This is a genomic window from Pseudarthrobacter sp. 1C304 (genome assembly GCF_052245515.1).
Classification (GTDB): Bacteria; Actinomycetota; Actinomycetes; order Actinomycetales; family Micrococcaceae; genus Arthrobacter.
Map to the genome: position 1 here is coordinate 207,233 of NZ_JBQQCH010000001.1, position 12,489 is coordinate 219,721.

The 12,489-nt window shown below is 62.6% G+C and carries 13 protein-coding genes; 5 read left to right on the forward strand and 8 right to left on the reverse strand.

Annotation, left to right across the window (positions count from 1 at the left end; genetic code table 11):
* Window positions 1-299: 299 nt before the first annotated feature.
* The 8 genes from ACTWQD_RS00970 to rpmH all read right to left on the reverse strand — a co-directional run bounded on the left by ACTWQD_RS00970 (window position 300) and on the right by rpmH (window position 6,037).
* Complete coding sequence (locus tag ACTWQD_RS00970; protein WP_443194340.1) at window positions 300-1,562, reverse strand: ParB/RepB/Spo0J family partition protein; 1,263 nt, start codon at window positions 1,560-1,562, stop codon at window positions 300-302.
* Window positions 1,563-1,630: 68 nt separating this feature from the next.
* Window positions 1,631-2,695 carry a ParA family protein gene (locus ACTWQD_RS00975; protein ID WP_443194341.1) on the reverse strand — a complete coding sequence of 355 codons (1,065 nt, stop codon included), beginning with the start codon at window positions 2,693-2,695 and terminating at the stop codon, window positions 1,631-1,633.
* Between the two features lie 86 nt (window positions 2,696-2,781).
* Entirely contained in the window at window positions 2,782-3,432 is a 651-nt protein-coding gene (gene rsmG, locus ACTWQD_RS00980) for a 16S rRNA (guanine(527)-N(7))-methyltransferase RsmG (RefSeq protein ID WP_443194342.1), read from the reverse strand.
* Between the two features lie 16 nt (window positions 3,433-3,448).
* Window positions 3,449-4,063, reverse strand: coding sequence for a Jag family protein (locus ACTWQD_RS00985; RefSeq protein WP_443194343.1), 615 nt, complete (start codon window positions 4,061-4,063; stop codon window positions 3,449-3,451).
* Entirely contained in the window at window positions 4,063-5,043 is a 981-nt protein-coding gene (yidC, locus tag ACTWQD_RS00990) for a membrane protein insertase YidC (protein ID WP_443194344.1), read from the reverse strand. The genes ACTWQD_RS00985 and yidC overlap by 1 nt, the downstream gene beginning before the upstream one ends.
* A 16-nt stretch (window positions 5,044-5,059) precedes the next feature.
* Window positions 5,060-5,455, reverse strand: coding sequence for a membrane protein insertion efficiency factor YidD (yidD, locus tag ACTWQD_RS00995; RefSeq protein WP_443194345.1), 396 nt, complete (start codon window positions 5,453-5,455; stop codon window positions 5,060-5,062).
* Window positions 5,448-5,858 carry a ribonuclease P protein component gene (rnpA, locus tag ACTWQD_RS01000; protein WP_443194346.1) on the reverse strand — a complete coding sequence of 137 codons (411 nt, stop codon included), beginning with the start codon at window positions 5,856-5,858 and terminating at the stop codon, window positions 5,448-5,450. The genes yidD and rnpA overlap by 8 nt, the downstream gene beginning before the upstream one ends.
* 41 nt (window positions 5,859-5,899) lie before the next feature.
* Window positions 5,900-6,037 carry a 50S ribosomal protein L34 gene (gene rpmH, locus ACTWQD_RS01005; protein ID WP_003800212.1) on the reverse strand — a complete coding sequence of 46 codons (138 nt, stop codon included), beginning with the start codon at window positions 6,035-6,037 and terminating at the stop codon, window positions 5,900-5,902.
* Window positions 6,038-6,501: 464 nt separating this feature from the next.
* On the opposite strand from rpmH, the gene dnaA reads away from it, so the two are divergent.
* The 5 genes from dnaA (at window position 6,502) to ACTWQD_RS01030 (ending at window position 12,331) form a co-directional block, all read left to right on the forward strand.
* Window positions 6,502-7,923 (forward strand): chromosomal replication initiator protein DnaA, encoded by a 1,422-nt coding sequence (gene dnaA / locus ACTWQD_RS01010; protein ID WP_354350834.1) that lies wholly within the window; start codon window positions 6,502-6,504, stop codon window positions 7,921-7,923.
* Between the two features lie 544 nt (window positions 7,924-8,467).
* Window positions 8,468-9,592 carry a DNA polymerase III subunit beta gene (dnaN, locus tag ACTWQD_RS01015; RefSeq protein ID WP_443194347.1) on the forward strand — a complete coding sequence of 375 codons (1,125 nt, stop codon included), beginning with the start codon at window positions 8,468-8,470 and terminating at the stop codon, window positions 9,590-9,592.
* A 57-nt stretch (window positions 9,593-9,649) separates the two neighbouring features.
* Window positions 9,650-10,534 (forward strand): phosphogluconate dehydrogenase (NAD(+)-dependent, decarboxylating), encoded by an 885-nt coding sequence (gene gnd, locus ACTWQD_RS01020; RefSeq protein ID WP_443194348.1) that lies wholly within the window; start codon window positions 9,650-9,652, stop codon window positions 10,532-10,534.
* A gap of 26 nt (window positions 10,535-10,560) precedes the next feature.
* A complete protein-coding gene (recF, locus tag ACTWQD_RS01025; RefSeq protein WP_443194349.1) occupies window positions 10,561-11,775 on the forward strand; it encodes a DNA replication/repair protein RecF in 1,215 nt (404 codons plus the stop codon).
* Window positions 11,768-12,331 carry a DUF721 domain-containing protein gene (locus ACTWQD_RS01030; protein ID WP_443194350.1) on the forward strand — a complete coding sequence of 188 codons (564 nt, stop codon included), beginning with the start codon at window positions 11,768-11,770 and terminating at the stop codon, window positions 12,329-12,331. The genes recF and ACTWQD_RS01030 overlap by 8 nt, the downstream gene beginning before the upstream one ends.
* Window positions 12,332-12,489 lie beyond the last annotated feature (158 nt).

The following is a 12,489-nucleotide window of genomic DNA, read 5'->3' on the forward strand; positions in this document are numbered from 1 at the left end:
ATGGCTCAGCCGCAGGATGAACGCGGCCGACTGCCCTCGGCAGCTGGCATTAGGTCCGTGCAGTGCGCGTATCCTCATCAGCGGGGCAACACCTGCTACGGCCTTCCGACTCATCACGGTCGCTAATCAGGCTTTCTTGTAGGCGACGCACGGCAGCGGCGAAAGAAGGTTGCACTACAACGACCTGAATCGAGTCCTCCCACATTCCCAACTGCCGTAAGACCGGCAGGGAAGTGGCGCACAAAAGAAGGGATCCGTTTCACGTGAAACGGATCCCTTCAGTGTTTCAGGTCAAAGAACTAGTTCGGCGATCCCGGCGTGAGGACGTCCATAATCCGGTTGAGGTCCTCTACGCTGGCAAATTCGATGCTCACGCGGCCCTTGCGGGCGCCCAGAGAGATCTTGACGTTGGTATCCAGCCGATCAGAGAGGGAAGAAGCCAGGTAGTCCAGGCGCTCGTGCCGTGCTCCGGGACGCGGAATGTTGTTCTTCGGGGTCGAAGCAGGATTCTGGTAGAGGGTAACTGCCTCTTCCGTTGCCCGGACTGACATCCCCTCAGCAACAATCTTCTGCGCCAGGCGTTCCATGGCAGCAGCGTCCGGAAGAGCCAACAATGCGCGCGCGTGGCCGGCGGAGATAACGTTGGCGGCCACACGGCGCTGTACCAGCGGCGGAAGCTTCAGCAGCCGCAGTGTGTTGGAGACCTGGGGCCGCGAGCGGCCGATGCGGTCTGCCAGCTGTTCGTGGGTGGTGCCGAAGTCTTCCAGCAGCTGCTGGTACGCGGCTGCCTCCTCGAGGGGGTTCAGCTGGCTGCGGTGCAGGTTCTCCAGCAGGGCGTCCCGCAGGAGGTCATCATCGGTGGTGTCCCTGACGATGGCGGGGATGGTTTCAAGGCCAGCGGCCTGTACTGCCCGCCACCGGCGCTCACCCATGACCAGTTCATAGGGTTCTCCGCCTGTTTCGGTTGAAGTACGGACAACAATTGGCTGGAGCACCCCGATTTCGCGAACGGAGTGTACAAGCTCCGCCATGTCGTCCTCATCGAAGACAGAGCGCGGCTGTTTGCGGTTGGGGTGGATGTCGGTAACCGGGATTTCGGCAAACCGGACACCCGGCACCTCCACGAGGTCCGGTCCCTGATCTTCGGTGCCGGACTCGGGAGTAGGAGCCGGCCCCGGAGCGGTCACAGACGGTGACTCGTCCTCGGAAGTCTCCACGGCATCAGGCTGCGCAACTGCTTTCGAGGTCGCCGCTTTAGCGGCGGGCGCCTTCCGCGACGGTGCCTTCTTCGCTGCGGCAGGACTTGTTGGCTCAGCGGCGTCAACCGTTTTGGCGGACGCCGCCGCCAGGGAGTCAGCCTGCGGTTCTGCAGCCACGTCCTCCTCAGGAGTGACCACGTCTTCATCCGCTACCGGGACCGCGGCGAGCGGGGTCCGCTTCCGCGCTTCGGGAAAGAACAAATCCACGGGGCGGGACGGCGCTGAACCGCTTCCGGACGCCGCAGCGGAACTTGGAATGAGTGCTCCAAGTCCACGGCCGAGGCCGCGTCGCTTATCGCTCATGGATAAATCCCTCCATTGGAAGAGCCGGGCATCACCGGACTCTAGTTAGTGCAATTCTCGAGAAGATTCTAACGTTCCGCGATTTCGGCTGCGGCTTCCAGGTAGGACAGTGCCCCGCTGGATGAGGGATCATACGTCATGACAGTCTGCTGGTAACTGGGAGCCTCGGAAATGCGCACCGACCGGGGCACCACAGCGCCCAACACCTGCTCCGGGAAATGCTCGCGTACTTCGGCGGCCACCTGGGCGGCAAGGTTAGTGCGGCCATCGTACATGGTCAAGAGGATGGTGGAGACTACCAGCTCAGCATTCAGATGCTTCTGGATCATCTCGATGTTTTTGAGCAGCTGGCTCAAGCCCTCCAGCGCGTAGTACTCGCACTGGATGGGAATGAGGACTTCGCTGGCAGCACAGAAGGCGTTGACCGTCAGGAGGCCCAGGCTGGGCGGGCAGTCAATGAAGATGTAGTCCAACCGCTCTTCACCGTTTTTGGCGCGCTCCTTGGCGTACACATCGATCGCCCGGCGGAGGCGCTGTTCGCGGGCCACGAGGCTGACGAGCTCAATTTCGGCGCCGGCGAGGTGGATGGTGGCCGGTGCACAGATCAGCTTGGAAATGTCGGGGCACGGGGCCACCACATCCTGCAACGGAACGTCATTGATAAGCACGTCATAAATGCTGTCAACGTCGGCGTGGTGTTCAATACCGAGGGCGGTCGAGGCGTTCCCCTGCGGGTCGATATCGATCACCAGCACATTCAGGCCGGCAGCAGCCAGGGCAGCGGCGATGTTGACCGTGGTGGTGGTCTTGCCCACCCCGCCCTTCTGGTTCGACACGGTGAAGATCCGCGTCTTTTCCGGCTTGGGAAGTTCGCGGCCCAAGAGCCGCTCGCGCCGTTTGTTTTCATGGGCCAGCTCGCGGGCGATGGGGCTGGAGTCATCAATGGAGTCCAGCACGTTACGGCCGGCGGCTACGGTTTCACGTGAAACACCGGCCATCCCGGTGGCTTTTGCAACTGAAGCCGTGTGATTTACGGAATGATCGCGAGCGATTGCGGGCGCAACGAAAGCCCGGGCCGAGCCCAGGGACACAAACGGGGGAATCCGTTGCGTGGAGGCTTCGCTACTGGTCACTGTGACACACTCACTCTCGTTCGGCTCTAGCTGCCGGTTACTAGCCTAACCTCTTACCCTGCGACTCCGCGGGCACCGGGCTGGTGCTAGGCAATCTTTTGAGGCTTATTCACAACGATTCGGACAACCGTGGTGGGTTCCTCAAGGAGGTCCTCACCCACCACCACAACTGACGTCTGGGTGCCGCCCAATTTGCGGATCACCTTCGCTGCCTTCTCAATTTCCTCACCGGCACTGCGCCCCTTGATCGCGACGACTTCACCCTTGCCCGCCAGGAGCGGAATGGTCAATCCGGCGAGGTTGGAGAGTGCCGAAACGGCGCGGGCCGTTACGACGTCGGCGTTGACCATACCAACGGCGAGTTCCGCACGGGTCCGCATGACGGTCACGTTGTCGAGTCCAAGGTCGTCCACGACTTCCTGAAGCCAGATGACCCGGCGCTCAAGCGGTTCGATGAGGGTCAATTCCAGATCAGGGCGGGCAATAGCCAGGCACAGGCCCGGCAAGCCAGCGCCGCTTCCGACGTCGGCCACGTGGCTTCCCTGGGCAATCTGGTTCTCGATCACGGCGCAGTTCAGCACGTGTCGGCTCCACAGACGCGGAATTTCCCGCGGGCCAATGAGTCCCCGTTCCGTCCCTGACGTCGCAAGGTGTTCCACATAACGCTTGGCCAGGTCCAAGCGGTCGCCGAAGATCTTCCGGGCTGCCGTCAACTCGGCAGCGGTAATTTCAACCATCAAACTATCCGCGGCTTCAGTCTGCTGAGACGACGATGTGGCGGTCGGCGCCTTCGCCTTCGGACTCGCTGACGAGCCCCAGATCGGCGACGGCGTCGTGCACAATCTTCCGCTCGTAGGCGCTCATCGGAGCCAGGGCCACAGTGTCACCGGACTCCTTGACGGAGGCGACGGCGTCCTCCGCGATCTTCTGCAGTTCGCCGGCCCGCTCTGAGCGGTATCCGTTGATGTCCAGCACCAGGCGGGAGCGGTTCTCGGTAGCAGACAGCACCGCGAGGCGTGTCAGCTCCTGCAGCGCTTCGAGGACCTCGCCGTCCTCGCCCACCAGGTTCTCCAAACCGGCCGATTCTTCCTCCGCGACGATCGAGATGTACGTGCGCCCGTTGCGGACTTCAATGTCGATGTCGCCATCAATGTCCGCGATGTCGAGCAGTTCCTCGAGGTAGTCGGCGGCGACATCACCCTCTTCTTCCAGGCGGCTGGCTGACGTGCCCTTGCCTTCCGAAGTCTCCGCGCTGTCCTCGGTTGCCGGTCCGGCGTCCTTGACCGCGCTCAGGGCCTCGTCCTGGTTCATGTCCTGGTTCTCAACGGTTTCGACGGAAATAGCGTTTTCGGTGCTCTCGGCGGACATTACTTCCTCTTCCTGTTCTTACGTTGTGGCTGGACGCGCTGGCTTTTGGCCACCACGGGGGCAGCGGCAGCAGCTTCGGCGGCCTCGGCTTCGGCCTTCTTGGCTCCGGTCAGGGGCAGAGCCGGCAGACCCTTCGCGGCGCGGCGCTCGGCCAGGGCCTTGGCGGCAGGGGAACCCGGCGTCGGCATCCGGCGGATAACGAAGAACTGCTGGGCCATGGTCCAGAGGTTGGTGGTGGTCCAGTAGATCAGGACGCCGATGGGGAAGTTGATGCCGCCCACGCCGAAGACGATCGGCAGGATGTAGAGCATCAGCTTCTGCTGCTTCATAAACGGGCTGGCCATGGCCTCTTCGGACATGTTCTTGGCCATGATCTGCTTCTGCGTGATGAACTGCGAGGCCGTCATGGCCAGGATCATCACGATCGAGAGGATCCACACGGCCACCACGTTGCCGCCCGGGGGCGTGCCGTGCAGCAGGGTCGCGGAGAGCGGGGCGCCGAAGATGCTCGACTCGTCGAACTGCACCACCTGCTCATGGCTCATGGCACCAATGCCCTTGCCGCTGTCGGCCGCGGACGTAATGCCGGACAGCACAGTGAAGAGTGCGAAGAAGAACGGCATCTGGATCAGCATGGGGAGGCAGGCAGAGAACGGGTTGGTGCCGTGCTTCTTGTACATGGCCATCTGTTCCTGCGCCATGGCCTGGCGGGAAAGCTGGTCTGTCTTGCCCTTGTACTTGTCCTGGAGCTTCTTCAGGTCCGGCTGCAGGAGCTGCATGCCCCGCTGGGCCTTGATCTGCTTCACGAACACGGGGATCAGGGCGGCGCGGATCACCAGCACCAGCCCGATGATGGACAGGGTCCACGTCCAGCCGGATGCCTCAGGCATCCCGATGGCACTCAGGCCATCGTGGAAGACCACCATAATGGCGGACACAAGCCACTTGAACGGAAACATGATTGTTTCAAAGAAGTCCATACGATATCCCTATTCGTCAGGCCGCAGAGCGGCCTTCTCCATCAGTCTGAGCAGCCAGGTACTTGTCCGGATTGTTCAGCACAACAATTGTGGGGGTGCGGTCAGCGGGCCACTCGCATTTTCCGGCGGGGACGTGGTCCACACCGCCGGCGTTCCAGGGATGGCAGCGCAAAAGCCGCCGGGCGGCGAGCCAGCTTCCCTTAACGGCTCCGTGCACCGTCACCGCCTCCAGCGCATAGGCAGAGCAGCTGGGAAAGAAGCGGCATACCTGGCCGTACAGCGGTGAGACCACCTTGCGGTACGCCAGAAGCAACAGGATGAGGATATTGCGGGGCAGGTTCCAGACCGCCCGGCCCAGCCACACTGCTGCGGATTTTACGGGAGGGACGACGGCGGCAGTTGAGTTACGCACGCGGGGTCCCTTCCTGTGTTGTCTCGGTGGAAACTGGCGAAGCGGCCTTGGGAGGCCGGCTGCCCAGCCGCTTCACAGTGCTTTCCAACGCGGAATCGTAATCTGATCGCAGCTGCTCCCAGCTGGCCCCGGCCGCGGCCGGCAGGGCCCGGACCACGATTGCGAACCCGTTGGCATGCGTCTGCAATGACAAAGCGCCGACTTCTCTCAGTCTCCTCTTAACGAGGTTCCTGACAACAGCGTTCCCGACACTCTTGGAAACGATGAATCCGATCCGGCTTGGTTCGTCGGCAGCAAGAGCTGCCGTATATAACACTACGTTCCGGCGTCCATTGCGGACACCGGAACGTACGGTTGTGGAAAAATCGGTTGGTGTCCTCAGACGGTTTCGGGTGGCCAGCACCTTTACACTCGCACAGGGATGGGGACCGACGAGTCAGTTATTTAAGCCGACAGCTCGGTGCGGCCCTTGCCACGACGTGCTGCCAGGATGGCACGGCCGGCACGGGTACGCATACGAAGGCGGAAGCCGTGCTTCTTGGCTCGACGGCGGTTATTCGGCTGAAAAGTCCGCTTGCTCACGTTAGTTACTCCAGTGGGATCAAAGGTGCGCCCACCCGATCAAGGGGAAGAACTGGTCGACGCTAAGTATTTGTATGTGCCGCTTCGCCCTGGACCCGCTCGACGCGGGGCGTCGGAGAGATTCAAAAGAGGCGAAAAGCGTACACATGGGACTTCACAACGTTAGGGCTTGCCGCCCTCCCGAGTCAAACCGGGGGTCCCTTCGGCGGCTATCCCCAGCTGTGGCTAACCCTGGGCGCAACCTGTGGATGAAGCGGGTCACGCACCCCTGAATCGAACTACAACGGTGTGATTATCCACAGGACAGATCCCAGCTATCTTCTGGCCTTTTCATCACCTAGAGTGTCTCAGTAGCCGATTATCCACGGGATGTGCATAACCCTGTGGATTAAGCCGGGCCAACTCGCTGGTTCAGGACTTGTGGCTGCACGCAATGCAGGCAAGCAAGTTTGAGGAACTGATTGATGACAGTAGACGAAGCCAACCAAGCCAACACTGTCGGAAGTTCCTGGCGGCGGGTTGTGAGCCTGCTGGAGAACGACCACCGGGTTTCACCCCGGCAGCGCGGCTTCGTCATCCTCGCCCAGGCCCAGGGCCTCATCGGTTCGACCCTCCTGGTGGCCGTGCCGAACGAACTCACCCGCGAAGTGCTGCAGACGCAGGTCAAAGAAGCCCTCGACGACGCACTCCGGAGCGTGTTCTCCGACGAAATCCGCTGCGCGATCGACGTGGACACCGACCTGGTGCCGCTCCACACGGAGCCGGAACCCGCCGTCGAGCTGTCCCTCGTGGCCGATCCGTCAGTGGAACTGAAGCCGCAGCCGATGTTGCCCAGCACGTCCCACGAATTTGGCCGCCTCAATCCGAAGTATGTTTTTGACACCTTCGTGATTGGTTCCTCCAACCGCTTCGCCCATGCCGCCGCTGTCGCAGTGGCGGAAGCACCGGCCAAGGCCTACAACCCCCTGTTCATCTACGGCGATTCGGGGCTGGGCAAAACCCACCTGCTCCATGCGATCGGTCACTACGCCCGCCGGCTCTACAGCGGTATCCGGGTCCGCTACGTGAATTCCGAGGAGTTCACCAACGACTTCATCAACTCCATTCGTGACGATGAGGGCACCAGCTTCAAAACGACGTACCGCAACGTGGATGTGCTCCTGATCGATGACATCCAGTTCCTGGCCGGCAAGGACCGGACGCTGGAGGAGTTCTTCCACACCTTCAACGCCCTGCACAACAACAACAAGCAGGTGGTCATCACCTCCGACCAGCCGCCCAAGCTGCTGGCGGGCTTCGAGGACCGCATGAAGTCCCGTTTTGAGTGGGGCCTGCTCACCGATATCCAGCCGCCGGAACTTGAGACCCGGATCGCGATCCTTCGCAAGAAGGCACTCAGCGAGGGGCTGTCCGCCCCGGATGATGCACTGGAGTACATCGCCTCGAAGATCTCCAGCAACATCCGCGAGCTTGAGGGCGCCCTCATCCGCGTCACCGCCTTCGCCAGCCTCAACCGCCAGCCGGTGGACGTGGCCCTGGCCGAGATGGTGCTCAAGGATCTCATCACCGACGACGGCGCCCAGGAGATCACCTCCGCGCAGATCCTGACCCAGACGGCCGACTACTTCAAGCTCAGCATGGAAGAACTCTGCAGCAAGTCGCGGACCCGCACCCTGGTGACCGCCCGCCAGATCGCCATGTACTTGTGCCGCGAACTCACAGACATGTCGCTTCCCAAAATCGGGCAGGAGCTCGGCGGTCGCGACCACACCACGGTCATCCATGCCGACCGCAAGATCCGCGAACTCATGGCGGAACGCCGGGTCATCTACAACCAGGTGACCGAACTGACCAACCGGATCAAGCAGCAGCAGCGCAACTCCTGAGCTGATTTCCGGCCTGTTTCCGGATCTGGCCGCACGCGCACTCTTACCTTATTAACAGACACCTGTGGACAAGCCTGTGGATAGTTAAGGGGACAACCGCGGTTAATGGGCTTAAAACCCTTAAGGCGTCTGTGGATCAGCGAAACGGCCGGAAATCTTATCCCCATCCACAGCCTGTTTAAAACCTGCTCCGCCCACAGCCCATGAACAGGGCTTAACCGCGGAATCGCGCCACGAAACACGGTTATCCACAGTATCCACAGCAGTTATTAACACTACTAATCCCTTGAAAATGAAATCCCTCAAATAACAACTTCTTGTCGAGCCCCCGACCCCGCCCAGGACCGCCCCGGCCCTCGGCCGGAAACGGATACCGGGCCGGGCATCCCGAACCACACGGATGTAACCCGGGGATGGGAGAATCACACTTCTTGCGGCTAAGCTGTCTGCAGTGTGTCCGTCCTGGACATCTTTTGTAATTCCCTGCCGGGCCGGCGGCCCGGCTACTGGCGATGACAGCAGCAATGAAAGGCGGCACCCTTCCGTGAAGTTCAGAGTCGAACGGGACGTCTTGGCAGAAGCCGTCACCTGGACCGCGCGCTCGTTGTCTCCGCGGCCGCCGGTGCCCGTGCTGTCCGGCCTGCTTCTCAAGGCTGAAGCCGGTACCGTGAGCCTCTCGAGTTTCGACTACGAGACCTCCGCGCGGCTTGAAATCCCCGCCGACATCCGCACCGAAGGAACCATCCTGGTGTCCGGACGCCTGCTGGCCGACATCTGCCGCAGCCTGCCGTCCGCCCCGGTCGACATCGAGACCGACGGCAACAAAGTCACGCTGTCCTGCCGCCGGAGCAGCTTCCACCTGGCCACCATGCCGGAAACGGAATACCCCCCGCTGCCCGCCTTGCCCGCCATCAGCGGCACCGTCCCGGGCGATTCCTTCGCCCAGGCTGTTTCCCAGGTGATCATTGCGGCCAGCAAAGACGACACCCTGCCGATCCTCACCGGCGTCCGCATGGAGATCGAAGACGACCTCATCACGCTGCTGGCCACTGACCGCTACCGCCTCGCCATGCGCGAGGTCCCGTGGAAGCCCGTCACTCCCGGCATCTCCACCAGCGCGCTGGTTAAAGCCAAAACCCTCAACGAAGTGGCCAAGACCCTGGGCGGCAGCGGCGACATCAACCTTGCCCTTGCCGACGATGACAGCCGTCTCATCGGCTTCGAAAGCGGCGGCCGCACCACAACGTCGCTTCTGGTGGACGGCGACTACCCCAAAATCCGTTCCCTGTTCCCGGAATCCACCCCGATCCACGCAACGGTGCAGACTTCGGAGCTCGTGGAAGCCGTACGGCGCGTGTCCCTGGTGGCGGAACGCAACACCCCGGTCCGCCTTGCCTTCACCGAGGGCCAGCTGCACCTCGACGCCGGCACCGGCGAGGATGCCCAGGCCTCAGAAGAGCTCGAAGCCCAGCTCACCGGCGAAGACATCACGGTGGCTTTCAACCCGCACTACCTGATCGAGGGCCTCAGCGTCATCGAAACGAAATTCGTGCGATTCTCCTTCACCAGTGCGCCCAAGCCGGCCATGATCACGGCCCAGAAAGAGGCCGACGGAGAAGATCAGGCTGACTACCGCTACCTGGTCATGCCGGTCCGGCTGCCCAACTAAAAGCAGCTGGCTCAGCACCACCACCCGAAACACCAGCGCAGGAAAGAGATCATCTCAGTGCATATCGGACTGATCGGCCTTGGAAAAATGGGTTTCAACATGCGCGAACGGTTGCGCAAGGGTGAAATCGAAGTCACCGGATATGACCGCAACCCGGACGTCACCGATGTCGCGAGCGTGAATGACCTGATTGCCGCCGTGCCAGTGCCGCGGCTGATCTGGGTAATGGTCCCCTCCGGCGAGATCACCGACGCCGTCATCACCGAACTCGGCACCAAGCTCGACGCCGGGGACCTGGTGATCGACGGCGGCAACTCCCGATTCACGGAGGACCAGAAACACGGTGCCGCGCTGGCTAAAAAAGGCATCCGTTTCGCCGATTGCGGTGTTTCCGGCGGGGTCTGGGGCCTGGAGAACGGTTATGGCCTGATGGCGGGCGGAGACGCCGCCGATATTGAACGCGCCATGCCCGTCTTCGACGCGCTCCGTCCCGAGGGCGATCGTGCTGACAGCTTCGTCCACGTGGGCGGGATCGGCGCGGGCCACTACGCCAAGATGGTCCACAACGGCATCGAATATGGTCTGATGCAGGCCTACGCCGAAGGATACGAACTTCTGGCTGCCAAGGACATCGTCACCGATCTCCCCGGCACCTTCCGCGCGTGGCAGAAGGGAACTGTTGTCCGGTCCTGGCTCCTGGACCTTATGGTCAAGGCCTTGGACGAGGATCCCGGTCTGGCATCGATCGACGACTACGTTGAGGATTCGGGCGAAGGCCGATGGACGGTCGAAGAGGCCATCGCCAACGCGGTGCCCGCTCCGGCGATCACGGCGGCGCTTTTTGCCCGCTTCTCCTCCCGGGAGGACAATTCCCCGGCGATGAAGATGGTTTCCGCGTTGCGCCACCAGTTCGGCGGGCATGCGACCCGGCCCGCAAAATAGCCCTGCCCTAAGATCCTGAACCCGGCGTGTACCTAGAACAACTTTCGCTCACAGATTTCCGCAGTTATGCCCAGGTGGATCTGACTTTCGAGCCCGGCGTCACTGTGCTGGTCGGTTCCAACGGCATCGGCAAGACCAACCTGATGGAAGCCATCGGCTACCTGGCCTCCCTGAGCTCCCACCGGGTCAGCTCCGATGCGCCGTTGCTGCGCTTCGGCAGCGAACGTGCCCTGATCCGCGCCAAACTGGTGCGCGGCGGGCAGTCCACGGTACTGGAACTTGAGATTAACAGCTCGCGCGCCAACCGCGCCCGGATCAACCGCAGCAATCCGGTCCGCGCCCGGGACATTCTGGGCATCTGCCAGACCGTACTGTTCGCCCCGGAGGACCTGGCCCTCGTCAAAGGCGATCCCTCCAGCCGCCGCCGTTTCCTCGACGAGCTCCTGGTCAGCCTCATCCCGCGGCATGCGGCCACCCGCAGCGACTACGACAGGGTGCTGAAGCAGCGCAATGCCCTGTTGAAATCGGCCCGGTCCGGTAAATTCACCAGCGGCCACGAGGCCACCCTCGACGTTTGGGACCAGCACATGGCGCGGGCGGGCGCCGAGCTGCTGCATGCCCGGCTGGAATTGGTGGAACGGCTCCGTCCGCACCTCAATAGCGCTTATGCCCAGCTCACTGACGGGTCCAAGGAAGCGGGGGCCGTCTACCGGTCCACGCTGCAGGGCGCCCTGGAAGACGACGGCGGCGCGCCGGCCGCCGCAAGTTCGGGCGACGGGCCGGCCGAGGACCTGCGCCAGCTCACCGTCGATGAACTCACGGAGCGCTACGTCCAGGCCTTTGCGGCATCACGGCGCAAGGAACTGGAACGCGGAATCTCCCTCGTCGGCCCGCACCGTGATGAACTGGAACTTATCCTCGGCTCGGCGCCCGCCAAGGGTTATGCCTCCCATGGTGAAACCTGGTCCATGTGCCTGTCCCTGCGCCTGGCCTCGTACTACGTGATGCTTGATGACGCACGGACCGGCGGCTCGGCGCCCATCCTGATCCTGGACGACGTTTTTGCCGAGCTTGATGTCCAGCGGCGGCGTAAACTGGCGGCAATAGTATCCGGCGCCGAGCAGGTGCTCGTGACTGCCGCCGTCGAGGACGACATCCCGGCAGAACTGGCCGGGCGGCGGGTGAAAGTTATCCCCGGAGGGATCGGCGGGGAATCGATGAGCGGGAAGATCGATGAATAAGGACTCCGACGGCGGCCTGCAACCGGGCCGCGACCCCGATGACATCGATGCTGCCCAGTCCGCGCTGAACAGAATGCGTGAGGCGGCCGCATCACGCGGTGAGATCCGGCGCAAAGCCCCGCCGCGTCCCGGCGCCACGCCGCAGAAGGCCGGGCGGAGTTCGGGCAGCACCCGAGGCTTCGGACAGTTTCACGGCACCGGCCGGGACCCCATGGGGCTTGGAAAAGTGGTGGGACGACTCGTCGCCGAACGTGGCTGGACTTCCCCCGTGGCAGTGGGGTCGGTCATGGCCGAATGGCCGGCGCTTGTGGGTCCGGAGATTTCCGCCCACTGCACTCCGGAGAGCTTCACCGACACCACCTTGCACGTCCGCTGCGATTCCACCGCCTGGGCCACCCAGCTCCGCCTGCTCAGCATCAGCCTGCTGGAGAAGTTCCGCACCGAACTCGGCGACGGCGTCGTGACCAAAATCCAGGTCCTCGGGCCCGCAGCGCCAAGCTGGCGCAAGGGTGGCCGGACCGTCAACGGCCGCGGCCCGCGGGACACCTACGGGTAAGCCCGTACGTGTCTGCCAGCCCCAAACCAACGGAGCATCCGGGCGTCGCGCGAGGGGCACTGCCCGCCGGGTATGAAGCACTTCTTGCAAAAGTATTGAAAAATCCGCAAACGGCGTGTAGGACGCTTAGACGCCCGGGAGCTGTATAGGAACCCCAG